This is a genomic window from Burkholderia sp. BCC0097 (assembly GCF_902832985.1).
In the GTDB taxonomy this organism is placed as follows: domain Bacteria; phylum Pseudomonadota; class Gammaproteobacteria; order Burkholderiales; family Burkholderiaceae; genus Burkholderia; species Burkholderia orbicola.
Genome location: NZ_CADFDM010000002.1, coordinates 444,306 through 470,607 on the forward strand (window position 1 = coordinate 444,306; position 26,302 = coordinate 470,607).

Sequence of the window (26,302 nt, forward strand, 5' to 3'; positions counted from 1 at the left end):
GTCGCGCCCAGACTGGTCGGGCAGGCTCATCGACACCGAACGGCAACAGGGAGGCTTCATGTATGCACGAATCTTTGCGGCGCTCGACGGCAGCCGCGGTTCGCGGCTCGCGCTCGACGAGGCGATCGCGCTCGCCCGTGAGTCGGGCGGCTTGATCGTCGCCGTGTGCGTGGTATCGGACGCGCCGCGGCCGACGGACGTCGACAGCGGCTATATCGAGCGGCGCGACCCGGCCGGGCTGGATGCGGACAAGGCCGCGATCGCGGTGGCGGACGCCGAGACCGCGTTCCGCCTGTGCGGCGTTCGCGGCACCGCGCAGGCGATCGACGCGTGTGGGGAGGACGTGTCGTCGGCGCTCGCGCGAGCGGCCGCCGAATGCGACGCGGACTTGATCGTGATGGGCACGCACGGCCGTCGCGGCATGCGCCGCGCGTTGCTCGGCAGCGTCGCCGAATCGCTGGTGCGCATCGCCGACCGGCCGGTGCTGGTCGTGCGGGAGGGGCAGGGCGCGGGTGCGGCCGTGTTGTGACGATTGTGACGAAAGCGGGCAGCCGCGACCGGCTGCCCGATAGTCGACGGCTCAGTGAGACAGCAGCACCGGCACCGTCATCGTCTCGAGGATCGTGCGCGTCGCGCCGCCGAGCACGCGCTCATGCGCGCGGGTATGGCTGTACAGGCCCATCACGAGCAGGTCCGCATGCAGATCGGTCACACGGTTCAGCAGCGTTCCGCCCACGCCGACCGCCCGCTCGCGCGGCGTCGTCGAGAACGACGCGCGAACGCCGTGCCGTTCGAGATACGCGGCGAGGTCGACGCCGGCCGGGGTGCGGTCCGGATCGGGGTGCCCGCGGACGACCGTCTCGACGTTGACGAAGCGGGCGCGGCCGAGCAACGGCAGCGCGTCGGCCATCGCGCGTGCGGCCTCGCGCCCGCCGTCCCAGCCGATCAGCACGTTCTCGCCGAACGTGCGCAGGTCGCCCGCATACGGCACGACGATCGCCGGACGGCCGCTGCCGATCACGACGTCCTCGACGAAATGGCGCGCCACGTAGGTCATGCGATCGTCGGGATCTTCCTGGCCGAGCACCAGCAGATCGGCATGGCGTGCATGCAGGATCGCCGCATCGGTCGCATTGCCGGCCGGCGCCTGCCATTCGACGCTGCGCCCGGCGCGTTCGGCGGCTGCCAGGAAGCGTTCTTCCGCCTCCTTGCGCCGCTCGTCGCACAGGCGCTCGTAGACGGCCAGCTTCAGCGGTTCGTCGGGCCGACGCAATGGTTCGAAGAGATCCTGGCAGACCAGGTAGAGGCCGATCAAATGCGCGTTCCAGCGTCCCGCGAGCTGGAGCGCGAGGTCGACGCGCGTCGCGCAGCGATCGCTGTCGTCGAGGTGGACGAGCAGGGTCTTGTAGCTCATGACGGTTCCTTTTCGGTGGAAGCGGCCGTGACGTCGGCGGACGCCTTTGCTGCGCAGCTCGCCGGAATCATCAGGACCGGGCATTTGGCCACACGCAGCACGCGTTCGGCCACGCTGCCGAGGAACATGCGCTGAAAGCCGCGCCGGCCGTGCGTGCCCATCACGATCAGATCGGCGCCGATCTCGCCCGCGAGACCGACGATCCGGTGCGGGATGTCTTCGCCTGCCGGCGCGACGTTGGAAATCCGCGGCGTGCCGGCTACGTCGCGCGCCTTCATGCGCCGCGCGGCGTCCTCGGTCACGCGCAATCCTTCTTCACGGAACGAATCGACCAGGATCGACGGATCGTATCCATACATGTCGTAGGCCGGCACCAGGAAATCGACGACGTAGACGGGTGTCAGCCGCGCACCCGTTTGCGCCGCGAGACTCAGCGCGGCGTCGAGTGCACGGGACGACGTGTCGCTGCCGTCGAGTGCGACCAGAATGTTCGAGTACATGGCAGTTCCCTTGAACGGATGTGGATGAAACCATCATCGGCGCGTGCACGCGGACGGCGCTGATCTGGATCAAGCGTCCCGGTTGCCGCGCGGCACGCCCTCCGCGGCGCGCGCGGCGAGCCACGCTTCGTCGGTCGGCTCGACGACCGCCGCGACCGCGCTCGATGCGCACGATGCGCACGACACGACATGCGCATCGTCCGAATTCGCACGCACGTCGATGCCGAGGCCGAACCAGCCGAGCGATGCGCGGATCCGCCCGCGCAACACGGCCGAGTGCTCGCCGATGCCTATATTGGCGACGCGCAGCGCGAGCGTGCGCATCGGGCGGCTCAGTGCGACATCAGCACCGGCAGCGTCATCGACGCGAGCACCGTGCGCGTGGCGCCGCCCATCAACAGCTCGCGCCAGCGCGGATGGCCATACGCGCCCATGACCAGCAGGTCGGAACCCGTTTCATAGGCGCGAGACAGGAGCGTGTCGCCGACGGACGAGCCGGCGCCGACATCGATGTCGAGCACGTTCACGTCGTGCGCATGGCGCGCCAGCATCAGCGCGGCATCGGCGGCCGGAATCCGCGTGGCCGCGGCCTCCGAATGACCGTCGACCACCGCGACGACCGTCGTGCGCTTCGCGTGCTCGAGAAAGGGCAGCGCGTCGTGCGCGGCGCGCGCCGCTTCGCGGCTGCCGTCCCATGCGACGAAAACCCGATCGCCGATCAACGGGAATTCTCCGGTGTACGGCCAGAACAGCACCGGGCGGCCGGCCGACAACACGAGGTTCTCCGGGAACTGGTCGTCGATATACGACTCGGGATCGTTCGGGTCGCTCTGGCCTGCGATCACCAGATCGGCGAGACGGGCGGCGCGCGGTACGGCGACATTCGCCCGCTCGTCGGCGCGAATCCAGGTTGCCGGCACCTTGGCGCGCGCCGTCTCAGCATGGAACAGACGCTCCAGCGCGGCGAGCCGCTCGTCGCGCTGTTCGCGGTGCGCGCGGAAATAGTCGACGGAACCGGCCATCACGTAGAACGAATGCGGCTCGGGGGTGTAGACCGCGAACAGCCCGGTGAGATGCGCACCGAAGCGCCGGGCGAGACGCAACGCGAACTCGAGACGCGAATGCGCGCGGGTGCTCGTATCGAGGTGCACGACCATGCTCTTGTAGCTCATCGGATTCGCTCCATCGACGGGTGATCCGCCAGTGCAATCCAGTCTACGAAGCAGGGTTTCCACGCGCTTGACTCAGATCAACGGCGGCCGTGCGCGATACCCGCACAGTGAAGCGGTCGAGACGCCGAGGCCGGGCAGGCGGCGCGACGCGGATGCGAACCCATTGATCCGATCGAAAGGGGAAGCCGATGAGTAGCGATGCTTTGACGACACCGAACGGCGCTTGGCGCGCGGGCTGCGATCTCGCGTTGCGCATGGTCGCGCTGAACCGCGACTGGCAACACGAATGGCATGCGCTGGCAGGGCGGCGCATCGAGCGCGACCGCACCGCGGTGCGGCGCCTTCAGCAGGCGCTGGCGGAAACGAACGAGTGGACGGCCTTCGCCGAGGCTGGCCGGCAGGTGACGAGCGACTACGCGATCGCGAGCGTCGAGATCTGGCAGGACGCCGCCGAGCTGTGCATGCGTGCGCAATTCGAGCACGCGAGTGCGTGGCGTACCTGGTTGCGCGAATACGGCTCGGGTGCGCTCACGCGTTATCAGACCGACTGGTTGCCCGACCTCGAGCGGCTCGCGGTGATCAACGAAGCCAGCATGCCGTGGGCCGACTGGATGGCCGCGCTGGAGCGCGGGATCGAGGAGGCGGGCGGCGCGACGAACGGGGCGCTCGCGGCGCGCCGCCTGAACGGCATCGCAGGCGAACGGGAGCACGATCATGTCCGCTAAGCGCGTCGCGTTCGTCACGGGCGGAATGGGCGGCCTCGGCGCCGCGATCGGCCGTCGCCTGCACGACGCCGGCATGACGGTGGCGGTGTCGTACACGGAGCGCAACGACCACGTCGCGACGTGGCTCGCGCACGAACGCGACGCGGGCCGCACGTTTCATGCGTTCGAAGTGGACGTGGCCGACTACGACTCGTGCCAGCACTGCGCGGCGCGCGTGCTCGCGGAATTCGGGCGCGTCGACGTGCTCGTCAACAACGCCGGCGTCACGCACGACGCCACCTTCGTGAAGATGACGAAGAGCATGTGGGACGCGGTGCTGCGCACCAATCTCGACAGCATGTTCAACATGACGAAGCCGTTCGTGCCCGGCATGATCGACGCGGGTTTCGGGCGCATCGTGAACATCGGCTCCGTCAACGGTTCGCGAGGCGCGTACGGGCAAGCCAACTACGCGGCCGCGAAGGCCGGCATCCACGGCTTCACGAAAACGCTGGCGCTCGAACTCGCGCGGCATGGCGTGACGGTCAACACGGTATCGCCCGGCTATCTGGCGACCGCGATGCTCGAGTCGGTGCCGAAGGAGGTGCTCGACACGAAGATCCTGCCGCAGATTCCGGCCGGGCGGCTCGGCGACCCCGACGAAATCGCCGCGTTCGTCGCGCTCCTGTGCTCCGATGCCGGTGCGTTCGCCACCGGCGCGGAATTCGACGTCAACGGCGGAATGTACTTGCGATGAACGGCTCCGTGCTGCGCGCGCCGCTCGCGCCGGCATCGCCGCCGACGGCAGGCGACGACGGGCGCGCGCCGGCGACGACGCGATGCGCGCCGGCCCGGATGAGCGCGGCCGAACAGTGGAACCGTGCCGCGCACGCGCATGTCGCCGCACTGACGTTCGGCTTGTCGCCCGTATCGCTGGCGCTGGCGATGCTCGACTGGGGCGCGCATCTGGCGGTGGCGCCGGGAAAAGGCTTCGAGCTCGCCACACAGGCGTGGCTGGGCGCCGTGGCGCCGACGGCAAGCGGGCGCGACGGCGAGGCTGACGAGGCGGAGTCGCGCGGCCTGGCCGTGCACGCCGGCGACGCCGATCCGCGCTTCGCCGCGCCCGCGTGGGGCGGCTGGCCGTTTCGCGCGTATCGCGACGGTTTCCTGTCGATCCAGCGTTGGTGGCGCGACGCGACACGTGGCGTGCCGGGCGTCGAACGCCATCATGAGGAACTGGTCGGATTCGCCGCGCGACAGTGGCTCGACGCCTGTTCGCCGGGCAATTTCCTGGCGACCAATCCGGTCGTGCTCGACGCGACCATGCGCAGCGGCGGCGCGAACCTCGCGGCGGGTTTCCGGCACTGGCTGGACGACGCGAACGCGTTCGTCGAGCGTGCGAGCGGCACGCAGGCCCGCGATCCGCGCGCGTATCTGCCGGGTCGCGACGTGGCGATCACGCCGGGCCGCGTCGTCTGGCGCAACGCGCTGTGCGAGCTGCTGCAATACGCGCCGACGACGGCACGCGTGGGGCGCGAGCCGATCCTGATCGTGCCGTCGTGGATCATGAAGTACTACATCCTCGATCTGCAGCCGCACCATTCGCTGATCCGCTTCCTGGTCGACGCGGGCTATACGGTGTTCGCCGTGTCCTGGCGCAACCCCGGCGCGGAATCGCGCGACCTCGGGCTCGACGACTATCTGCGCGACGGCTGCATCGCGGCGCTCGACGCCGCGCGGTCGATCGGCGGCGAAGCGGTCCACGCGGTCGGCTATTGCCTGGGCGGCACGCTGCTGGCGATCGCCGCGGCGGCGCTGGCGCGCGACGGGCGGCAGCACGACGCGCTGCGCTCGATCACGTTGCTGGCGGCCCAGACCGATTTCAGCGAACCCGGCGAGCTCGGGCTGTTCATCGATGCAAGCGAGCTGTCCGCGCTCGACGCGCTGATGTGGCGGCAGGGCTACCTGGACGGTGCGCAGATGTCCGCCGCGTTCGAACTGCTGAACGCGCGCGACCTGATCTGGTCGCGGATGATGAGCGAATACCTGCTCGGCACGCGCACGAAGCCCAACGACCTGATGTCGTGGAATGCGGATACCACGCGCATGCCGTACCGCATGCATTCGGAATACCTGACGCGGCTCTTTCTCGACAACGAGCTGGCAGCCGGCCGGTATTGCGTCGACGGGCGGCCGGTCGCGCTGTCGGATATCGACGTGCCGACGTTCGTGGTCGGCACCGAGCGCGATCACGTGTCGCCGTGGCGATCCGTCTACCAGCTCCATCTGCTCACGCACCATGCGCTGACGTTCGTGCTGACGTCGGGCGGGCACAACGCGGGCATCGTGTCCGAACCGGGCCATCCGGGGCGCCATTATCGGTGCGCGACGCGCGAACCCGGCGCGGCTTACCGCAGCCCGCACGACTTCATGCGCGATACGCCGGCGGTCGACGGATCGTGGTGGCCCTGCTGGCGCGACTGGTTGCGCGCGCGCTCGTCGGGCGACGTGCCGGCCCGTACGCCGGCCGCCGGCTTCGCGGCGGCGCCCGGCGCCTACGTACTCGAAACATGAACGGAGCAACAGCAATGAAAGCACTCGTCTACCACGGGCCGGGGCGCAAGGCGCTCGAGGAACGGCCCATGCCGGAACTGCAGTCGCCCACCGACGCGATCGTCCGCGTGACGCGCACGACGATCTGCGGCACCGATCTGCATATCCTCAAGGGCGACGTACCGACCTGCGAGCCCGGCCGCATTCTCGGCCACGAGGGCGTCGGCATCGTCGAGCAGGTCGGCGCCGCGGTCGATTCGCTGAAGCCGGGCGATCACGTGCTCATTTCGTGCATCTCGTCGTGCGGCCGCTGCGAATACTGCCGCCGCGGACTCTATTCGCACTGCACGACCGGCGGCTGGATTCTCGGTCATCGCATCGATGGCACGCAGGCCGAATACGTGCGTATCCCGCATGCGGCGACGAGCCTCTACCGGATCCCGTCCGGCGCCGACGAGGACGCGCTCGTGATGCTGTCCGATATCCTGCCGACCGGGTTCGAATGCGGGGTGCTGAACGGCAAGGTGCAGCCGGGGTGCTCGGTCGCGATCGTCGGCGCGGGTCCGATCGGGCTGGCCGCGTTGCTGACCGCGCAGTTCTACTCGCCCGCGCGGATCATCATGATCGACCCGGACAGCAACCGGCTCGAGATCGCGCGTCGCTTCGGCGCGACCGATTGCATCGACGGCCGCACCGGCGATCCGGTCGCGGAAGTGATGAAGCTGACCGACGGCATCGGCGTCGATTGCGCGATCGAGGCGGTCGGCATTCCGGCGACGTTCGAGATGTGCACGGCGCTCGTGGCGCCGGGCGGTGTCGTCGCGAACGTCGGCGTGCACGGCGTGAAGGCCGACCTGCATCTCGAGAAGCTGTGGGATCGCAACATCTCGATCACGACGCGGCTCGTCGACACGGTCAGCACGCCGATGCTGCTGAAGACCGTGCGCGCGGGGCGTCTCGATCCGGCACGGCTGATCACCCACCGGTTTTCGCTCGACGACGTCGAGCGTGCGTACGACACGTTCGGCCGCGCCGCGCAAACCCATGCGCTGAAGGTCATCATCGAAGTCGGTTGACGGGCCGGTGGCGTGTGACGGAGGCCGGTACGCAACGTCGTTCGGTTCCCGCCGCGCCGGGCCGGTGCCGACCGGTGTTTCGCCGGCGCCGTGGTCAGGACGAAACGGCAGCCGGCTCGCGCGCATCGTCCGATTCGACTGCGTCGAGATCGACGGTCTGCGCGTAGGTCGGGACTTCGCACGGCCAGTGCAATCGCTCCGAAATACGCCGCCGCAGTGCGTCCGCCGATGCAGGTTCGCCATGCGTGATGAAGGTCCGTGCGGGCGCGGGCTGCATCGTGCCGAGCCACCGGAGAATCTCCTCGTAGTCGGCATGCGCGGACAGCGCGGCGATCGACTCGACCTGCGCGCGCACGCGCACGTATTCGCCGTGAATCTTGACGGTCGGTTCGTGCGCGGCCAGCGCCGCGCCGCGTGTACCGGCCGCCTGATAGCCGACCAGCGCGATCGTGTTGCGCGCGTCGGGCGCGTAACGGCTCAGGTGATGGAGCACGCGGCCGCCCGTGGCCATGCCGCTTCCGGCGATGATGACCATCGGGCCGTGGTGTTCCGCAATCGCCTTCGACTGCTCGACCGTCCGGATCATCGTCGCCGCGTGGCCGAGCGCGTTTGCTTCGGAAAGCGTCAGCCGGTGCTCGAGGATATGGTGGCGATAGATTTCGGTCACGTCCGTCGCCATCGGGCTGTCGAGGAACACGGGGACGCGCGCCATGCGGCCGGACGCCTTCAGTCGCGCGATGTAGTGCAGGATCTCCTGCGCGCGGCCGACGGTGAAGCAGGGCATCACGACCACCCCGCCGCGCGCGAAGGTCGTGTCGAACAACGTGGCCAGCTCGTTCTCAGGGTCCGATTCCGGATGCAGACGGTCGCCGTACGTCGACTCGACGACCAGGAAATCCGCATGGGCGGGCGGCCGCGGCGGCTGCATGATCGGGTCGCGATAGCGGCCGAGGTCGCCCGAGAACGCGAGCACCTTGTGATCCCAGTGCATCACCACGCTCGCCGCGCCGAGGATGTGCCCGGCCGGCAGCAGGCGGAACGCCAGGCCGTCGCCGAGCGCCGTGCATTCGTCGAAGGCGACGGGCGTCAGCAGGCGCAGCGCGCGCTGTGCATCGTCGAGCGTATAAAGCGGCTGCGCGGGATGATGCTTCGAGTAGCCGTGCCGGTTCGCGAAGTCGGCTTCTTCCTCCTGCAGCCGCGCGCTGTCGCGCAGCATGATATCGCAGAGTTCGGCCGTGGCCGCCGTGCAGTACACGGGCCCGCGATAGCCTTCGCGCGCCAGCACCGGCAAGTAACCGGTATGGTCGATATGCGCGTGCGTGAGCACGACCGCGTCGAGCGTGTCGGGCGCGAGCGGCAGCGGGCTCCAGTTGCGCAAGCGCAGGTTTTTCGTGCCCTGGAACAGGCCGCAATCGACCAGTACGCGCCGGCCGCCGTGCTCGACCAGATACTTCGAACCGGTCACGGTTTCGGTCGCACCGAGAAAAGTCAGTTTCATCGCTCGCCTCCGTGAAAGTCGAGGGGTTCAGTGCGTCGATTACATCGCGAACCGTCCGGTGGCGATTGACGGAAATCAGGGATTCCCGCATCAAGCGATGAGATCGAATGCGGCGCGTCGGGCTGTTTCGCTATCGCTCTTTCGAAGCGGGATCGAGCTGCGAGACGAACGCGACGATGCCCGACACCAGCGTGACGATCGCGTACGGCAGCACGTGCGCGTCGACCAGCATCGCGTGCACGACCCCCAGCAGCGACGCGAGTGCGATGAACACGCCCAGCGTGGCGAGCGCGGTCCGGTACGAATGGCGAATCATGACGTTCTCCCGTGGGGCGGCCAGCGTTCGTCCTTTCGCACGGGTTCAGCGTGCGACCGCTGCGCGTAGATCCCGATTGTTGGCGAGCGCCTGCCCGATCAACGCGCGCAGACGTCCGTCGACGAAGTAGTCTTGCCAGGCATGGGATGCGTCATCGGATACGGGAATGGGAGCGGGATCGCGGGATGGCGCCGCCCTCATGGCGACGCCACTTCGGGTTCACTTATATCCGACGATTGCCGCGCGCCCCCTTGATCTGCATCACTGCGGCCGTCATGCGTTTCGAGTGAAGCCTCGCTTGACAGGCATAGGGCCGATCGTCCAGCCGATGGTCGATTTACGGGCGGTCGCCCGGCGCGAGATTCAGCAGCACCACGAACGACAGGATGCTCAGGATCAACGTGACGATCGAATACCTGAATACCCGCTCGTCGAACAGCATCCCATGCACGATGCCGGCCAGCGACGCCAGCGCGATGAATACGCTCAGCGTCGCGAGTGCGACGCGGTACTGCTTTCGGTTCATGACGGTCTCCCGGGAAGCGGCTCGGTCATCTCGCCGCGACATGTTCGCGTCGTCGCGTCGTTCGCGGTGTCTGTCGCCATGATCGAGTCGCGCTCCTGCGGCCCGTTGATCTGCATCAACGGACGAATCGGCCGGTGGCGCACCGGGTCGCCGTTGCCGCAAGCCCGCGGTTGCTTGATCCTCGTCAAGCCGCCGGCACCGCCATGCGCGATGCTGAATCCGGTACGGCGCACGTCCGGTCGCACGCTTCGCGATCGGCACGCGCCGGGACGGGAGACCGACATGAAGTCCGATACAGCACTCAAGCAGGATGTCGAGCAGGCGCTGTTCTGGAATCCGGCGATCGATTCGCGCCGGATCGACGTCGACGTACGCGACCGGATCGTGACGCTGCGCGGCACGGTCGACAGCTGGGCGCAGAAGCTCGAAGCGCAGAAAACCGCGCTGCACGTCGCGGATGCGCGCGCGCTGGTGCTCGAACTGAACGTCGAGCCGCCACAGGATGCCTGTGCCGACCACGAACTGGCGATCGCGATCACGTTCGCGCTCGGCTGGCAGGAGGCATTGCGCGATCAGCAGATTCGCGTCGAAGTCGATCACGGCTGCGTGACGCTCGACGGCGACGTCGAGCATGCGTTCCAGAGCCGTGCAGCGGAAAAGATGGTGAGCCGGATGAAGGGCGTCGTCGGCGTCGCGAACCGCATTCGGGTGCAGGCCGACCAGACGGTGCCCGACGTCGGCACGCGGATCGCCGAAGCGCTGGCCCGTCGCGCGCAGCGAGAATCCGCCGGGATCGCGATCGATGCGGACGACGGCATCGTCACGCTGACGGGCACGGTCGCGTCGCTGGCGGAAAGGCGTGCCGCGTGCGGCGCGCCGGCGTCGGTCAGGGGCGTGCGCGAGGTCGTCGACCGGTTGACCGTTGCGTGAGCGTCGCATGAGCGTCGCGCCTGTACCGCCGTCTACCACGGAGAATTAGCCATGAATCGTTCGCATTCCGGCCCCGGCCGCAACTATCTGCGCCGCGACAAGCGCATGCAGCCGCATACGAAGGACAGTTATCGCGATCCGAAGCGGCCGGCGGGCGACCGGATCTGCGAAGGATGCGGCGCCGTCTGCGACGCCGGCCGCTGGACCTGGTACGCGACGCCGCTCGACCGGCGGCAACTCGAATGCCCGGCCTGCAAGCGCATGCGGGAAAACGCGCCGGCGGGCGAACTGGTATTGCGCGGCGAATACGTGCGCCGGCATCGCTCGGCGATTCTCGAACTGCTGGAGCGGCAAGCCGATCTCGAGATGAGCGAACACGCGCTCGAACGCATCATGGAGATCGAGCAATCCGGCGACGCACTCGTGATTCGCACCACCGGCGTGCATATCGTGAGGCGCATGGGCGACGCGCTGCTGCACGCGCATCACGGCGCGCTGGCATTCAACTATCGCGACAGCGAGGACATGCTGCGCGCGAACTGGACCCGTGACGCGGCCTGAGCGGTCACGGGTCCGGCGCACAGCCTCGACGTGATGAAAAAAGCATTCGACTACTCCGGGTTGATGATCCCGATCGCGTTCGCGGTCCTGGTCGCCTATCAATTGCTGTCGGCCCAGCCGGCGACGACATCGATTTCGTACAGCGATTTTCATCGGCTGGTCGACGCGCGGCTCGTCGACGAGCTCGACATCGGTCAGTCGTCGATCTCGGGCGCGCTGCGCATGCCGGGAGCCGGCGCGATGCTGCCGGCCTCAGACGCGGTCGCCGTCAAGAAGGCGGGACCGCCGTGGCGCTTCACGACGAACCGCGTCGGCGACGATCATCTGGTCGCCGCGCTGACGGCCGCCGGCATCCGCTATCGCGGCGTGCCGGATTCGGGCTGGATCGCGATGCTCGCGACGTGGCTGCTGCCGATGATCGTCCTCGTGCTGGCCTGGAACTTCATGATGCGTCGGCCGGGCGGGATGAGGGACCTGAGCGGCATGGGCAAGAGCCAGGCGCGTGTGTATGTGCAGCAGGAAACCGGCATCACGTTCGACGACATCGCGGGGATCGACGAGGCGAAGGCCGAGTTGCAGCAGATCGTCGCGTTCCTGCGCAGCCCCGAACGCTATCAGCGGCTCGGCGGCAAGATCCCGAAGGGCGTGCTGATCGTCGGCGCGCCGGGCACCGGCAAGACGCTGCTGGCACGCGCCGTCGCCGGCGAGGCCGGCGTGCCGTTCTTCACGATCAGCGGGTCGGCATTCGTCGAGATGTTCGTCGGCGTGGGTGCGGCCCGCGTGCGTGACCTGTTCGAGCAGGCGCAGCAGAAGGCGCCCTGCATCGTGTTCATCGACGAACTCGATGCGCTCGGCAAGGCGCGCGGCGTCGGGTTGATGTCCGGCAACGACGAGCGCGAACAGACGCTCAATCAGCTGCTGGTCGAGATGGACGGCTTCCAGGCGAATTCGGGTGTCATCATCATGGCCGCGACCAACCGGCCGGAAATCCTGGATCCCGCGCTGCTGCGCCCCGGACGGTTCGACCGGCACATCGCGATCGACCGGCCGGACCTGACCGGCCGCAAGCAGATCCTGGCCGTCCATACGAAGCGCGTGAAGCTCGCGCCGGAAGTCGACCTCGCGGAACTGGCGCAACGCACGCCGGGCTTCGTCGGCGCCGATCTCGCGAACGTCGTCAACGAAGCCGCGCTGCATGCGGCCGAACTCGGCAAGCCGGCGATCGCGATGGCCGATTTCGACGAGGCGATCGATCGCGCGCTGACGGGCATGGAGCGCAAGAGCCGCGTGATGAACGAGCAGGAGAAGCGGACCATCGCTTACCACGAAGCGGGCCATGCGCTCGTCGCGCAGAGTCGTACGCACTGCGATCCGGTGAAGAAGGTGTCGATCATCCCGCGCGGGATCGCGGCGCTCGGCTATACGCAGCAGGTGCCGACCGAGGATCGCTACGTGTTGCGCCGGAGCGAACTGCTCGACCGGCTCGATGTGCTGCTCGGCGGGCGGGTGGCCGAGGAAATCGCGTTCGGCGACGTATCGACCGGGGCGCAGAACGATCTCGAACGCGCGACCGCGCTCGCGCGGCACATGGTCATGCAGTACGGGATGAGCGACCGGATCGGGCTGATGACGCTCGACGATGCGGTCTCGCAGGGCGGCGTGCCGGCCGTGTGGACGCCGGGCGACGGCCATTGCAGCGAGCACACCGCGCAGCTGATCGACGAAGAGGTGCGCGCGCTGCTCGACGATGCGCACGCGCGGGTCGCGGCCACGCTCGGCGGGCATCGCGATGCGCTGGAGCGGATCGCGCGCAGCCTGCTGCAGCACGAATCGATCGATCACGACGGGCTGATGGCGCTCATCACGCCGGCGGGCAATATCGACGATACCGGCGATACCGGCGATGCGTGCCGGCCCGCGCGGGCCGACACGGAAACGACCACGGGCGCCTCCGCCTGAACGAACGAGCGCCGGGCCGGGCCTCGCATAGCGTTCGGCGAACACGGCGGTGCAAGGCGGCTGCTCGCCCATGGCGGGGCTCGGCAACGATGAATGACTCACTGTAGGCGTCCGCCCGGACGCGTCGTCGATCGAGCGCAAGCGGACGCGTCCGCGGCGAGGCTTGACGGCGGTCAACGCGGTGGCCGGCATCGAACGTAAGGTGGAGCCACGGCCGGCATGCATCGGTTGTCGGGCATCGCCGCGCCTGCGTCCGTCGCGAGAAGCCGGCGGGGCGTCCAGCCATCGACCGAGAGCCACGAACCATGACCGACATCGTTACCGTCACATTGAATCCCGCCGTCGATGTTTCTACGTCGGTCGAGCGCATCGTCGACACGCACAAGCTGCGCTGCGCGCGGCCGCGGCGCGACCCCGGCGGCGGCGGGATCAACGTCGCCCGGGCCGTTCACCGGCTCGGCGGCGATTGCGTCGCGCTGTACCTGGCCGGCGGCCCGACCGGCGACGTCCTGACGCGGCTGCTCGAATCCGAGCATCTGCCGAGCGAGCGCATCCGGATCGCCGGCGAGACCCGCGAGAATGTGTGCGTGACCGAGACCGCGACCGGGCGTGAATACCGTTTCCTGATGCCGGGGCCGCCGGTCACGGGGGCGGAGTGGCGCGCCTGCGCGGCGCGCATCGATGCGATGCAACCGGCGCCGCGCTATCTCGTCCTGAGCGGAAGCCTGCCGCCCGGCGCGCCCGACGATCTCTACGCGACGCTCGCGCGCGCGGCGAAGGCAACGGGCAGCCGAGTGGTCGTCGACGCGGCGGGCCGGGCGCTACAGGCGGCGCTCGAGGCCGGCGTCCATCTCGTCAAGCCCAGTATCGGCGAACTGAGCGCGCTGGCCGGCGAGCCGCTCGACGACACGTCGGCATGCCGGAAGGCGAGCGAACTCGTGGCGCGCGGCCACGCCGACATCGTCGCGTTGACGCTCGGCGCCCGCGGCGCATGGGTCGTCACGCGCGATTGCACGCTGCGCCTGCCCGGCAGGCCGGCAGCGGTATGCAGCACGGTCGGCGCCGGCGACAGCTTCGTCGGCGGCATGGTGTGGGCACTGGCGCGCGGCGTGCCGTTCGACGATGCGTGCCGCTATGCGCTGGCGGCATCGGCGGCGTCGGTCGAACGACCCGGAACGGCGCTGTGCACGCGCGACGACGTCGAGCGGATTCATGCCGAACTGGTTGCGCAGGCAAGTTGAATAGCAGGCGCGCAGCAGATGCGCGCTTGCCTGAATCTGCACGACGAAAGCCGGATCACGCGGCGACGGTCGATGCCGGCGCGGCCGCCGGTATCGACGCCGCCCGCCTACCCGCCCGCGCTATGCGTGAACCGCGACCCGATACCGCGTGGTCTGCCGATAGACGTCGCCCGGCCGCACGATCACGTCGTCGCGCAGGCCGTCCATGTTCACCTGATCCGGAAACCCGCCCGCCTCGACGCACAGCGCCGCGTGTGGCACGCAGCGCGTGCCGCCGCTCACGCGCAGGCCGTCGAGATAGTTGCCCGTATAGAGCTGCAGGCCGCGCTGATCGGTCGACACGATCAACTCGCGGCCGCTCTCCGGATCGTAGATCCGCGCGACGGGCCGGACTTCCCGCGCGCCGTTGCCGACGACGTAGCAGTGATCGAAGCCGCGCGCCCGCGCCAGTTGCGCATGCGGCCAGTCGAGACGCGCGCCGAGCGGCGCGCTCTGCCGGAAATCGAAGGCCGTGCCCGTCACGTCGGCCGTGCCGGTCGGGATCAGCGCGTCGTCCACCTCGAGGAACGCGTCGGCGTCGATGTGCAGCAGATGGCCGCGCACGTCGCTGCCCGCGCGCCCGTTCAGGTTGAAGTAGCTGTGATTCGTCAGGTTCAGCGGCGTCGGCGCGTCGGTCCACCCCGAATAGTCGATCGTCAGCGTGCCGTCGTCGTCGAGCGTGTAACGCACCTGCACGCGCACGTTGCCGGGGAATCCCGCGTCGCCTTCCGGCGAATCGAGCCGCAGCGTCAGCCCGCCGCCATCGTCGACCACGTCCCACCGCGCGCGATGAAAACCGTTCGCGCCGCCATGCAGCAGGTTGCCGTTCTCGTTGCGATCGAGCAGGTAGTCGACGCCGTCGAGGGTGAAGCGCGCGCCGGCGATCCGGTTTGCCCAGCGGCCGACCGTCGCGCCGAGATAGGCGCCGGATTCGAGGTACTCGGCCGGCGTGTCGTGCGCGAGCACGATATCGGCGAAGCGCCCGGTGCGATCGGGTGCGAGCCACGACACGACGGTCGCGCCGAGGTCGCTGACGACGACGCGCATCCCGTGCGCGTTGCGCAGCGTATAGCGCCGCACGGGCTCGCCGTCGGGCAGCGTGCCCCACGGCTCCGAAAGCACGCGTGCCACGCCGGGTGTCAGATGGGAGGAATCGGTATCGATGTGCATGAGTGGAGGTCGAATGGGGCGGCGGCGTCAGTTCGTGGCGGCCGCGCGTTCCTGGTATTCGCGCGGCGTGCAGCCGAGTTCGCGCCGGAACACGGCGTACATGTATTGAAGCGACGTGAACCCGCAACGGATCGCGACTTCCGCGCTGGATGCCTGGCGGCTGGCGAGCAACGCCTGCGCGGCTTCGAGTTTGTGACGCAGGATCTCCTGGTGCACGGTGCGCTGCAGTTCGCGCCGGAAGTGTTCCTCGAGCAGCGAGCGCGACACGCCGACATAGTCGGCGACCTGTTCGGTCTTGATGCCCTGGCACGCGTACTGGCGGATGAAATGCCGGGCGCGCATCACGTGCGGGCTCGCCAGCGGCTGGTGGCGCGTCGATTCGAGCACGTTGATGCCGACCGGCGGCACGAGAATGCGCTGCCCGGGAAAGCGCGCCCCCAGCAGCATCCGGTGCAGCAGGTGCGCGGCGGTGCGGCCCATTTCCTCGGTGCCCTGGATCACCGACGACAGCGGAATGCGCGTCAGCGTGCGCGTGAGCGGATCGTTGTCGATGCCGATGATCGCGACCTGTTCCGGCACCGCGATGCCGGCGATCAGGCACGCCTGCAGCAGATGCCGCGCACGCGCATCGGTCACCGCGATCACGCCGACCGGCTTCGGCAGCGCATGCAGCCAGTCGATCAGTTGCTCGATCGCGTGATTCCAGCCCGACGCGCTCGTCGACAGCCCGCGGTAGATCGGCGCGTCGAGGCCGTCCGCGCGCGCGAGCCGGTCGAACGCCAGCTCGCGCTGCTGCGCCCAGCGGTTCTCCTGCGCGACCGGCAGGCTGTACATCGCGAAGTGCGCGAGGCCGGCGCCGATCAGGTGCGTATACGCGAGCGACACGAGCTTCGGGTTGTCCGTCGCAATATATGGGACATCGTCCGGGTACTGGGCCGGATCCTCGTACGACGATCCGATCGCCACGATCGGCAGCGGCGAACCGGCGAGCGCGTCGGCCACGGCCGGGTCGTCGAAGTCCGCGATGATGCCGTCGCCGTCGAAACGCTCGATCCCGGTGAGCCGGCAGCGGAAATCGTCTTCGAGGAACAGGTCCCACACGACGCGCGTCGTGTGCAGGTACTGGCCGATGCCGCTGATGATCTCGCGGTCGTAGACCTTGTTCGCGTTGAACAGCAGCGCGATGCGGTGCGGTGTCTGGGCGGAAGGGGCGCGTGTCATCTCGGTGTGGGGGCGTGCGCCTGGCGGGCGCGATGCCGTTGTCTCCGGGGCGCGCTCGACGGCGGCGCGCGGTGTCTGGTGTACGGCGATTGTAGGACGGAACGCAGGCCGCACGCATACGACTGGCAAGAAACATCAAGCACGCTGCGCAATTTCGCAATTGCCGGGCGGCAGGCGCGCGGGCACGATCCAGCCAACGAATTCAGCCGCGTGCGTCGTCGTGATGCGCGTTGCGCTGCAACAAAGAACCTGCCCGGAGACGCCATGTCGTATTTCGAACACATTCCCGCAATTCGCTACGAAGGCCCGCAGTCGGACAACCCGCTTGCGTATCACCATTACGACCCCGAGAAGCGCGTGCTCGGCAAGACGCTCGCCGAGCATCTGCGGATCGCGGTGTGCTACTGGCACACGTTCGTGTGGCCGGGCAACGACATCTTCGGGCAGGCCGCATTCGAGCGGCCGTGGCACCAGCCGGGCGACGCGCTCGAACGCGCGCGGATGAAGGCCGATGCCGCATTCGAATTCTTCACGAAGCTCGGCACGCCGTTCTATACGTTCCATGACACCGACGTCGCGCCGGAAGGCGACAGCCTGCGCGAATACGCGGCCAATTTCGCGCGGATGGTCGACTATCTCGGCGAGCGTCAGCAGGCAAGCGGCGTGCGGCTCCTGTGGGGCACGGCGAACCTGTTCTCGCACCCGCGCTTCGCGGCCGGCGCCGCGACGAACCCGAACCCCGACGTGTTCGCGTGGGCCGCGACCCAGGTGCGCCATGCGCTCGACGCGACCCATCGGCTCGGCGGCGAGAACTACGTGCTGTGGGGCGGCCGCGAAGGCTACGAGACGCTGCTCAATACCGACCTGAAGCGCGAGCGCGACCAGTTCGCCCGCTTCCTGTCGATGGTGGTCGAGCACAAGCACCGGATCGGTTTCAACGGCGCGCTGCTGATCGAGCCGAAGCCGCAGGAGCCCACCAAGCATCAGTACGACTACGACGTCGCGACCGTGCACGGTTTCCTCGTGCAGTACGGGCTGCAGAACGAGATCCGCGTGAACATCGAGGCGAATCACGCGACGCTCGCCGGCCATTCGTTCCATCACGAGATCGCGAACGCGTTCGCGCTCGGCGTGTTCGGCAGCGTCGACGCGAACCGCGGCGATCCGCAGAACGGTTGGGACACCGACCAGTTTCCGAACAGCGTCGAGGAGCTGACGCTCGCGTTCTACGAGATCCTGCGCCACGGCGGCTTCACGACCGGCGGGATGAACTTCGACGCGAAGGTGCGCCGTCAGAGCATCGATCCGGAGGATCTGTTCTACGGCCACGTCGGCGCGATCGACGTGCTCGCGCTCGCGCTCGAACGCGCGGCGGTGCTGGTCGAGAACGACCGGCTCGACGCGCTGCGCCGGCAGCGTTATGCGCAATGGGACGATGAATTCGGCCGCAAGATCCTGTCGGGCGGCTATACGCTCGAGTCGCTGGCGGCCGACGCGCTCGCGCGGGGCGTGAACCCGCGGCATGCGAGCGGCGCGCAGGAGCGGCTGGAGAACATCGTGAACCAGGCGATCTACGGTCTGCGCTGACGCCATGTACATCGGACTCGATCTCGGCACGTCGGGCGTGAAGGCGGTGCTGCTCGACCGCGACGGCGCGGTGCGCGCGAGCGCGACCCGCCCGCTCGCGGTGAGCCGGCCGCAGCCGCGCTGGTCCGAACAGGCACCGCGCGACTGGTGGGAGGCCGCGTGCGGCGCGCTCGCCGCGCTCGTGTCGGAGGCACGCGCGGCCGGCATCGATCCACGAGACATCGACGCACTCGGATTGACCGGCCAGATGCACGGCGCGACGCTGCTCGATGCGCATGGCGACGTGCTGCGTCCCGCGATCCTGTGGAACGACGGCCGCGCGGACGCGGAGTGCACCGAACTCGAACATCTCGCGCCGTCGCTGCGCACGGTGGCCGGCAACGTCGCGATGCCGGGCTTCACCGCGCCGAAGCTGCTGTGGGTGCGCCGTCACGAGCCCGACGTGTTCGCGCGCATCGCTTACATACTGCTGCCGAAGGATTATCTGCGCTACCGGCTGACCGGCGCGTTCGCGACCGATCCGTCGGATGCCGCGGGCACGCTGTGGCTCGACGTCGCGAAGCGCGATTACGACGACACGTTGCTCGCCGCGTGCGGGCTGTCGCGCACGCAAATGCCGGCCGTTTTCGAGGGCAACCGCATCACCGGCACGCTGCTGCCGGCCGTCGCACGGGCGCTCGGCCTGCGCGAGATCCCGGTGGTGGCCGGCGGCGGCGACAACGCGGCCGGCGCGGTCGGCGTCGGGATCGTGCGGCCCGGCGACGCGCTGCTGTCGCTCGGCACGTCGGGTGTGTATTTCGCGGTGTCGGACGGGTTTCGCGCGAATCCCGAATCGGCGGTGCACAGCTTCTGTCATGCGCTGCCCGATACATGGCACCTGATGTCGGTGATGCTGAACGCGGCCGGCTGCCTCGACTTCACCGCGCAACTGGCCGGCTACGACGGCGTCGCGGCGCTGCTAGACGATGCGCAAACGCACGCACGCGCGAGCCGCCCGTGGTTCCTGCCGTATCTGAGCGGCGAGCGCACGCCGCACAACGACGTGAACGCGAAGGGCGTGTTCTACGGGCTCACGCCCGACACGCGGCGCGCCGATCTCGCGAACGCGACGCTCGAAGGCGTCGGCTTCGCGCTGCTCGACGGCATCGACGCGCTGCATGCGGCCGGGCTCGCCCCCGACAGCATCACGGTGATCGGCGGCGGCTCGCGCAGTGCGTATTGGACGCAGATGCTCGCCGACCTGAGCGGCCGCGCGCTGACGCTGCGCGAGGGCGGCGAAGTGGGGCCGGCGCTCGGCGCCGCGCGCCTCGCGCATCTCGCGGTCGAACCGCATGCGCGGCTCGCCGACGTGTGCCCGCAGCCGCCCGTCGTCGCGGTGCGCGAGCCCGATCCCGAGCGCCACGCGTGGTATCGCGACGTGCGCCGGCCGACGTTTCGCGCGCTGTACCGTGCGCTCGAACCGGTGTTCGCGACGGGCGCTTGACGCGCATTGCAGTGACTCGATGCGGGCGGTGCATTCCGGCGGCCGTCCGCGGTTCGTGAGGTGGTTCCATAACAAGGAGTTTGGAGACATGAAAACCGTGACGCGTCGTACCGTATTGAGTTCGCTTGCCGGCGCCGCCGCGCTGGCGATCCTCGCGCTGGGCTCGCCGCTCGCCCATGCGAGCAAGGACAAGCCCGAGATCGGCTTCTGCATCGACGACCTGCGCGTCGAGCGCTGGTCGCGCGATCGCGACTATTTCGTCGCGGCCGCGACGAAGCTCGGCGCGAAGGTGTCGGTGCAGTCGGCCGACGCGAGCGAGGAGCGGCAGATTTCCCAGATCGAGAACCTGATCTCGCGCGGCGTCGACGTGATCGTGATCGTGCCGTTCAACTCGAAGACGCTCGGCAACGTCGTCGCCGAGGCGAAGAAGGCCGGCATCAAGGTCGTGTCGTACGACCGCCTGATTCTCGACGCGGACGTCGACGCGTACATCTCGTTCGACAACGAGAAGGTCGGCGAGCTGCAGGCGCAGGGCGTGTTCGACGCGAAGCCGAAGGGCAACTATTTCCTGCTGGGCGGCGCGCCGACCGACAACAACGCGAAGATGCTGCGCGAAGGACAACTGAAGGTGCTCAAGCCGGCGATCGACCGCGGTGACATCAAGGTCGTCGGTCAGCAGTGGGTGCCGGAATGGAGCGCGTCGACCGCGCTGCGGATCGTCGAGGACGCGCTGACCGCGAACAACAACAAGATCGACGCGATCGTCGCGTCGAACGACGGCACGGCCGGCGGCGCGATCCAGGCGCTCGCCGCGCAGCATCTGGCCGGCAAGGTGCCGGTGTCCGGGCAGGACGCGGATCTCGCGGCGGTCAAGCGCGTGATCGCCGGCACGCAGACGATGACCGTCTACAAGCCGCTGAAGCTGATCGCGAGCGAAGCCGCGAAGCTCGCGGTCGATCTCGCGAAGGGCACGAAGCCCGCGTTCAACGCGCAGTACGACAACGGCAAGAAGAAGGTCGACACGGTGCTGCTGCAGCCGACGCTGCTGACCAAGCGCAACGTCGACGTCGTCGTGAAGGACGGCTTCTATACTCAGGCCCAACTGGCAAGCCAGTAAGCGTACGACGGACGCGACGCGCGGCCGCCGCGATGGCGGCCGCGCTTACTGCGAGGCATGAACGAATGACGGAACCCTTGCTGACGATGCGCGGCATCGTCAAGGCATTCGACGGCGTGAAGGCGCTCGACGGCATCGACCTGACCGTGCGCCCCGGCGAATGCGTCGGGCTGTGCGGCGAGAACGGCGCCGGCAAGTCGACGCTGATGAAGGTGCTGTCGGGTGTGTACCCGCACGGCACGTGGGACGGCGAAATCCGCTGGGAAGGCGCGCCGCTCGTGGCGTCCGGCGTGCGCGACACCGAGCGCGCGGGCATCGCGATCATCCATCAGGAGCTGATGCTCGTGCCCGAACTGTCGGTGGCCGAGAACATTTTCCTCGGCAACGAGATCACGCTGCCGGGCGGGCGCATGCACTTCGCGGCAATGGTCCAGCGCGCGGAGGAACTGCTGCACGAACTGCGGATCGACACGATCAACGTCGCGCAGCCGGTGATGAACTACGGCGGCGGCCACCAGCAGTTGATCGAGATCGCGAAGGCGCTGAACAAGCAGGCGAAGCTGCTGATCCTCGACGAGCCGTCGTCGTCGCTGAGCGCGTCGGAAACGCGGATCCTGCTCGACATCGTGCGCGACCTGAAGCGGCGCGGTGTGGCCTGCGTGTACATCTCGCACAAGCTCGACGAGGTGGCGGCCGTGTGCGACACGGTCACCGTGATCCGCGACGGACGCCACGTCGCGACCGAGCCGATGGCCGCGCTGACCACCGACCGGATCATCGCAATGATGGTGGGCCGCGAGATCCACGACCTGTATCCGCGCGAGCCGCACGAGATCGGCGACGTCGTGCTCGACGTGCGCCACGTGACGTGCCGCGACGTGACGAACGCGCGCCGCAAGCGCGTCGACGACGTGTCGTTCAGCGTGCGGCGCGGCGAGATCGTCGGCGTCGCCGGGCTGGTGGGCGCGGGCCGAACCGAGTTGATGCAGGCGATCTTCGGCGCGTATCCGGGCGCGTGCACGGCGAGTGTGACGATGAACGGCCGGCCGCTCGCGATCCGCTCGCCCGCCGATGCGATCCGCGCCGGCATCGCTATGGTGCCGGAGGACCGCAAGCGCCACGGCATCGTGCCGCAGCTCGGCGTGGGCCACAACATCACGCTTGCGGTGCTGCGGCGCTTCGCGGCGCGCGGGCGGATCGACGCGGCCGCCGAGCTCGATACGATCCGCACCGAGATGCAGCGGCTGTCGGTGCGCGCGGCTCACCCGTTCCTCTCGATCGCGAGCCTGTCGGGCGGCAATCAGCAGAAGGCGGTGCTCGCGAAGATGCTGCTGACCGAGCCGCAGGTGCTGATCCTCGACGAACCGACGCGCGGCGTCGACGTGGGCGCGAAGGCGGAGATCTACCGGCTGATCTTCGCGCTGGCCAGGCGCGGCGTCGCGCTGATCGTCGTGTCGTCGGAACTGCCGGAGGTGCTCGGCCTGGCCGATCGCGTGCTGGTGATCGGCGAGGGTGAGCTGCGCGGCGATTTCGTCAACGAGGGCCTTACGCAGGAACAGATTCTCGGCGCCGCGCTGAAGCCCGCGCGGCTGCCCGCCGAACCCACCGCAGCGAGTGCAATATGAATTCCGAACTTTCTTCCTCGACCCCGGCGACGCCGGATGCAGGCTCCGGCCGCGCGCCGCGGCTGCCATTGCGCCACGTCTTCACGCGCTACAAGGTGCTTGCGCTGCTGTTCGCGGTCGTCGCGATCTGGGCGTTCTTCTCGGTGCTGACGGACGGCGCGTTCGTCACGCCGCGCAACGTATCGAACCTGCTGCGGCAGATGTCGATCACCGGCATGCTCGCGTGCGGGATGGTGTTCGTCATCATCGCGGGCGAGATCGACCTGTCGGTCGGCTCGCTGCTCGGGCTGCTCGGCGGCGTCGCCGCGATCCTCGACGTCAACCGCCACTGGCCAGTCGCCGCGACGGTCCCGGCCGTGCTCGCGCTCGGCGTGCTGATCGGGCTCTTCAACGGCTGGTGGTCGACCTATCGGCGCGTGCCGTCGTTCATCGTCGGGCTCGGCGGGATGCTCGCGTTTCGCGGCATTCTGCTCGGCGTGACGGGCGGCTCGACGATCGCGCCCGTGTCGGACGGCTTCGTGTTCATCGGGCAGGGCTATCTGCCGCGCGTGGCCGGCGACGGCCTCGCGGTGCTGCTGTTCGCGGTTGCGACGCTGCTGGTGGTGCGGCAGCGCGGCACGCGGCGGCGCTACCGGCTCGCGGTCGCGCCGCTGTGGCAGGACGTCGCGAAGATCGTCGGCGCGGGCGCGGTGCTGTTCGCGTTCGTCGCGACGCTCGACCGTTACGGCGGTATCCCGGTGCCCGTGCTGCTGCTGCTCGTGCTGCTCGGCGTGTTCTCGTGGATCGCGACGCAGACGGTATTCGGCCGGCGCATCTATGCGGTGGGGTCGAACCTGGAGGCGACGCGGCTGTCGGGCGTGGACACCGATCGCGTGAAGCTCGCGATCTTCGCGCTGATGGGGCTGATGTGCGCGTTCGCCGGCCTCGTCAACACGGCGCGGCTCGCGGCCGGGTCGCCGTCCGCCGGCTCGATGGGCGAGCTCGACGCGATCGCCGCGTGTTTCATCGGCGGCACGTCGATGCGCGGCGGGTCGGGCACCGTCTACGGCGCGCTGATCGGCGCGCTCGTGATGGCAAGCCTCGACAACGGGATGTCGATGCTCGACGTCGACGCGTACTGGCAGATGATCGTCAAGGGCGCGGTGCTGGTGCTCGCGGTGTGGATCGACGTGGTGTCGCGCTCGAACCGGCGCTGACGTGCCGGTCGGTCGCGCGTCGACAAAGAGGAAGACCATGGAACGAAACACGATGCGCGTGCCGGATGTTGCCGTGCGGGCGGCCGGGCCGTTCGCGATGCCGGCTGCCGGTTCCGTGCTGGGCCTGGATGACCCGCGCGACCGGCAGGTGATCGCGGATGCATTGCGCGCGCTGCTGCGCGAGCGTTCCGAAGCGCTCGCGTTCGCGATGCGCATGGCCGACCAGTGCGGCCGGCCCCGGCCCGACGCGGCCGATTTCGCGCTGACCGACATCATTCGGCTGGCGCGCATCGTCGAGCGAGTTGAGCGGGACGGCGCGTCGAAGCGCGTGGCCGTTGCCGCGGAGGCACGCTGAAAGGGGAGGCGGCCGATCCTGCCTCCGACGGCCTCGTGAGTGATTTCCGCGAGTGCCAGGTGCGCTGACGGCGGAAGTCGCTGCGCTTGCGCGTTAGGTGCGCCGTACACCGTAATTGGCCGAAACGCCCGACGCCGGAATTCCGGCGTCGGGCGTTTTTGCTTCGTGGGAGCGCGCGCATCAGCGTATTGCCGACCCAAGGGTTAACCCATATTCGACATTATTTCTGGCGTCGTATAGTGCAGCCGTAGATACAAATATCCACTATTACTAATGCCTTTCAATCGAGATAGAACGCAAGTCCACGAGCCTGCCACCCGCGTCCGGCGGGCGGGCGCTTCGCGGCGATGCCCAGGGCTCGCGAAAGAGGTCATTGCATGAACATGGACACACGTACGCCGCCGCTGCATCCGCAATTTCCCGCCACGGCCGAGGAAGAGGCCTACGCACACGTGCTCTACCGCATCCGGATGGGCACGTACAAGGCCGGCGATCGCCTGATTCCCGAGGACATCGCCGCCGAGATCAATACGAGCCGCATGCCGGTGAGGGAGGCGTTCCGTCGGCTCGCCAGCGAAGGGCTGGTCGCGATCCGTCCGAATCGCGGCGCGATCGTGCGGGGGCTCGACGTCGACGAGATGGAGGTGGTGTTCGGCATGCGCGGCGTGCTGGAAGGGCTGGCCGCGCGCATGGCGCTGCCGAACATCACGCCGCGGCATCTCGACGAACTGACGCGCCTGATCGACGTGATGGAGCGCGCCGAGCCGGACGGCCAGCAGTGGGTGACCGCGCATCGCAGCTTTCACGAGTATCTGTGCCAGCTGTGCGGCCGTCAGCGCCTGATTACGCAGGTTGCCGGGCTGCATACGGTGGTGGAGCCGCACATGCGCTTGTGGCTCGAGCGGGCCTACAAGCCGAAGACGTCGCGCGACGACCACATGGGGCTGATCGATGCGATCCGGGGCGGCGATCCTGCCGCGCTCGAGGCAGCGGTACGGGAGCACATCGAAGCGACCGTCCCGGCGGTGCGCGACTGGATGACGGGCGGCAACTGACGGAATAGGTCGGGGCGGTGGCGACCGCCTCGTACATATCGATAAGTCATCCAAATCAATTGTCGGACAAGAACGCTGCAACACGATCACGCAGTCATTTCCAACGAACCACGTTACGGAGTATCGAAATGAAGCGACCCATGATGAGATTCCTGCTGCTCGTCACCGTCCTGCTGGCGGCCGCGCAGGCCCACGCGAAAGAGTGGAAGGACATCCGGATCGGCTATGAAGGCGCGTACCCGCCGTTCTCGTCGATGCAGCCCGACGGTACGCCGGTGGGCTTCGACATCGACGTAATCCATGCACTGTGCGCCCAGATGCACGCGAACTGCACGCTGGTGCAGATCGGCTGGGACGGCTTGCTGCCCGCGCTGATGGCCGACAAGGTCGACGCGATCGTCGCGTCGGTCGCGATCACCGCCGAGCGCAAGCACAAGGTCGCGTTCACCGACAAGTACTACAACACGCCGCGCCGGCTGGTCGTCGCCAAAAACAGTCCGATCAAGGACGCGACGCCGTCGGAACTCAAGGGCAAGCGGGTCGGCGTTCAGCGCGGCACGCTGGCCGACAAGTACGCGAGTGCGTACTGGGTGCCGAACGGCGTGCAGCTGGTGCGCTACCCGACCCAGGATGAGGTCTACCTCGACCTGCGCTCGGGACGCATCGATGCCGCGTTGCAGGACGCGACGGCCGCGTATTCGGCGTTCCTGACGAAACCGGAAGGCGCGAACTTCAAGTTCGTCGGCACGCCGATCGTCGGTACGACGCCTGAGCAGAAGACACTGCTCGGCGAGGGTTACGGCATTCCGGTGCGCAAGACCGACGACGATCTCCGCCAGCAGCTGAACCAGGCGATCACGGCCATTCGCGCCAACGGCGTGTATCAGTCCATCGAGAAGAAGTACTTCGATTTCGACATCTACTGATCGTTTGTCGATCGGCATCGCACCGGCGCGCAGGCAGGCGTCGGCGCAGCCGGAACGAATCCCGAGCGTGCTGGAAAG

25 protein-coding genes and 1 pseudogene are annotated in these 26,302 nt (G+C 68.4%); 17 read left to right on the forward strand and 9 right to left on the reverse strand.

Annotation, left to right across the window (positions count from 1 at the left end):
- Positions 1-58: 58 nt before the first annotated feature.
- Complete coding sequence (locus tag HWX07_RS07220) at positions 59-529, forward strand: universal stress protein (RefSeq protein ID WP_175875764.1); 471 nt, start codon at positions 59-61, stop codon at positions 527-529.
- 51 nt (positions 530-580) lie between these two features.
- Here the strand turns inward: HWX07_RS07220 and HWX07_RS07225 are convergent, their stop codons facing one another.
- From HWX07_RS07225 to HWX07_RS07240, 4 genes and pseudogenes are all read right to left on the reverse strand, one after another.
- Positions 581-1,414, reverse strand: coding sequence for a universal stress protein (locus HWX07_RS07225; protein WP_175875765.1), 834 nt, complete (start codon positions 1,412-1,414; stop codon positions 581-583).
- Positions 1,411-1,914: a universal stress protein gene (locus tag HWX07_RS07230; RefSeq protein ID WP_175875766.1), complete on the reverse strand. Its 504-nt coding sequence runs from the start codon at positions 1,912-1,914 to the stop codon at positions 1,411-1,413. The genes HWX07_RS07225 and HWX07_RS07230 overlap by 4 nt, the downstream gene beginning before the upstream one ends.
- A gap of 69 nt (positions 1,915-1,983) precedes the next feature.
- Positions 1,984-2,205: pseudogene (locus tag HWX07_RS07235) on the reverse strand (acetate kinase); the annotation flags it as partial.
- A gap of 41 nt (positions 2,206-2,246) precedes the next feature.
- Positions 2,247-3,086 (reverse strand): universal stress protein, encoded by an 840-nt coding sequence (locus HWX07_RS07240; protein WP_175876151.1) that lies wholly within the window; start codon positions 3,084-3,086, stop codon positions 2,247-2,249.
- Between the two features lie 188 nt (positions 3,087-3,274).
- On the opposite strand from HWX07_RS07240, the gene HWX07_RS07245 reads away from it, so the two are divergent.
- From HWX07_RS07245 to HWX07_RS07260, 4 genes are read left to right on the forward strand one after another with little or no spacing between them, the layout of a single operon-like run.
- Positions 3,275-3,811: a hypothetical protein gene (locus HWX07_RS07245; RefSeq protein ID WP_027809175.1), complete on the forward strand. Its 537-nt coding sequence runs from the start codon at positions 3,275-3,277 to the stop codon at positions 3,809-3,811.
- Positions 3,801-4,547, forward strand: a complete 747-nt coding sequence (locus HWX07_RS07250) for a beta-ketoacyl-ACP reductase (protein WP_175875767.1) — start codon at positions 3,801-3,803, stop codon at positions 4,545-4,547. The genes HWX07_RS07245 and HWX07_RS07250 overlap by 11 nt, the downstream gene beginning before the upstream one ends.
- Positions 4,544-6,364, forward strand: coding sequence for an alpha/beta fold hydrolase (locus tag HWX07_RS07255; RefSeq protein WP_175875768.1), 1,821 nt, complete (start codon positions 4,544-4,546; stop codon positions 6,362-6,364). Before HWX07_RS07250 ends, HWX07_RS07255 begins: the two co-directional genes overlap by 4 nt.
- Positions 6,365-6,378: 14 nt before the next feature.
- A complete protein-coding gene (locus tag HWX07_RS07260) occupies positions 6,379-7,419 on the forward strand; it encodes a zinc-dependent alcohol dehydrogenase family protein (RefSeq protein ID WP_175875769.1) in 1,041 nt (346 codons plus the stop codon).
- 94 nt (positions 7,420-7,513) lie between these two features.
- Here HWX07_RS07260 and HWX07_RS07265 read toward each other — a convergent pair whose 3' ends face one another.
- The 3 genes from HWX07_RS07265 to HWX07_RS07275 all read right to left on the reverse strand — a co-directional run bounded on the left by HWX07_RS07265 (position 7,514) and on the right by HWX07_RS07275 (position 9,759).
- Positions 7,514-8,917 carry an MBL fold metallo-hydrolase gene (locus HWX07_RS07265; RefSeq protein WP_175875770.1) on the reverse strand — a complete coding sequence of 468 codons (1,404 nt, stop codon included), beginning with the start codon at positions 8,915-8,917 and terminating at the stop codon, positions 7,514-7,516.
- A gap of 130 nt (positions 8,918-9,047) precedes the next feature.
- Positions 9,048-9,233, reverse strand: coding sequence for a DUF2964 family protein (locus tag HWX07_RS07270; protein ID WP_027809170.1), 186 nt, complete (start codon positions 9,231-9,233; stop codon positions 9,048-9,050).
- Between the two features lie 337 nt (positions 9,234-9,570).
- Positions 9,571-9,759, reverse strand: coding sequence for a DUF2964 family protein (locus tag HWX07_RS07275; protein WP_175875771.1), 189 nt, complete (start codon positions 9,757-9,759; stop codon positions 9,571-9,573).
- Between the two features lie 282 nt (positions 9,760-10,041).
- On the opposite strand from HWX07_RS07275, the gene HWX07_RS07280 reads away from it, so the two are divergent.
- The 4 genes from HWX07_RS07280 (at position 10,042) to HWX07_RS07295 (ending at position 14,450) form a co-directional block, all read left to right on the forward strand.
- Positions 10,042-10,689, forward strand: coding sequence for a BON domain-containing protein (locus HWX07_RS07280; protein ID WP_175875772.1), 648 nt, complete (start codon positions 10,042-10,044; stop codon positions 10,687-10,689).
- A 51-nt stretch (positions 10,690-10,740) separates the two neighbouring features.
- Positions 10,741-11,250, forward strand: coding sequence for a BCAM0308 family protein (locus tag HWX07_RS07285; RefSeq protein WP_175875773.1), 510 nt, complete (start codon positions 10,741-10,743; stop codon positions 11,248-11,250).
- Positions 11,251-11,283: 33 nt separating this feature from the next.
- Positions 11,284-13,209: an ATP-dependent zinc metalloprotease FtsH gene (ftsH, locus tag HWX07_RS07290; protein WP_175875774.1), complete on the forward strand. Its 1,926-nt coding sequence runs from the start codon at positions 11,284-11,286 to the stop codon at positions 13,207-13,209.
- A 305-nt stretch (positions 13,210-13,514) separates the two neighbouring features.
- Complete coding sequence (locus HWX07_RS07295; protein ID WP_175875775.1) at positions 13,515-14,450, forward strand: 1-phosphofructokinase family hexose kinase; 936 nt, start codon at positions 13,515-13,517, stop codon at positions 14,448-14,450.
- A gap of 120 nt (positions 14,451-14,570) precedes the next feature.
- Here the strand turns inward: HWX07_RS07295 and HWX07_RS07300 are convergent, their stop codons facing one another.
- Both HWX07_RS07300 and HWX07_RS07305 read right to left on the reverse strand, forming a co-directional pair.
- Complete coding sequence (locus HWX07_RS07300; RefSeq protein ID WP_175875776.1) at positions 14,571-15,659, reverse strand: aldose epimerase family protein; 1,089 nt, start codon at positions 15,657-15,659, stop codon at positions 14,571-14,573.
- 27 nt (positions 15,660-15,686) lie between these two features.
- A complete protein-coding gene (locus HWX07_RS07305) occupies positions 15,687-16,880 on the reverse strand; it encodes a DNA-binding transcriptional regulator (protein ID WP_175875777.1) in 1,194 nt (397 codons plus the stop codon).
- A 264-nt stretch (positions 16,881-17,144) separates the two neighbouring features.
- Between HWX07_RS07305 and xylA the strand changes: the two genes are divergently transcribed.
- From xylA to HWX07_RS07345, 8 genes are all read left to right on the forward strand, one after another.
- A complete protein-coding gene (gene xylA, locus HWX07_RS07310) occupies positions 17,145-18,467 on the forward strand; it encodes a xylose isomerase (RefSeq protein WP_175875778.1) in 1,323 nt (440 codons plus the stop codon).
- 4 nt (positions 18,468-18,471) lie between these two features.
- Complete coding sequence (xylB, locus tag HWX07_RS07315) at positions 18,472-19,950, forward strand: xylulokinase (protein ID WP_175875779.1); 1,479 nt, start codon at positions 18,472-18,474, stop codon at positions 19,948-19,950.
- 88 nt (positions 19,951-20,038) lie between these two features.
- Entirely contained in the window at positions 20,039-21,067 is a 1,029-nt protein-coding gene (gene xylF, locus HWX07_RS07320; protein WP_175875780.1) for a D-xylose ABC transporter substrate-binding protein, read from the forward strand.
- A gap of 65 nt (positions 21,068-21,132) precedes the next feature.
- Positions 21,133-22,692: a D-xylose ABC transporter ATP-binding protein gene (gene xylG, locus HWX07_RS07325; RefSeq protein WP_175875781.1), complete on the forward strand. Its 1,560-nt coding sequence runs from the start codon at positions 21,133-21,135 to the stop codon at positions 22,690-22,692.
- A complete protein-coding gene (locus tag HWX07_RS07330) occupies positions 22,689-23,888 on the forward strand; it encodes a sugar ABC transporter permease (protein ID WP_175875782.1) in 1,200 nt (399 codons plus the stop codon). Before xylG ends, HWX07_RS07330 begins: the two co-directional genes overlap by 4 nt.
- A 97-nt stretch (positions 23,889-23,985) precedes the next feature.
- Positions 23,986-24,243, forward strand: coding sequence for a hypothetical protein (locus tag HWX07_RS07335; protein WP_347879186.1), 258 nt, complete (start codon positions 23,986-23,988; stop codon positions 24,241-24,243).
- A 377-nt stretch (positions 24,244-24,620) separates the two neighbouring features.
- On the forward strand, positions 24,621-25,298 hold the full coding sequence (locus HWX07_RS07340; protein ID WP_124701898.1) for a GntR family transcriptional regulator: 678 nt from the start codon (positions 24,621-24,623) through the stop codon (positions 25,296-25,298).
- Positions 25,299-25,438: 140 nt separating this feature from the next.
- The gene (locus HWX07_RS07345) at positions 25,439-26,224 is read left to right on the forward strand and encodes an ABC transporter substrate-binding protein (protein ID WP_244129945.1); all 786 of its coding nucleotides are present in this window, start codon (positions 25,439-25,441) and stop codon (positions 26,222-26,224) included.
- Positions 26,225-26,302 lie beyond the last annotated feature (78 nt).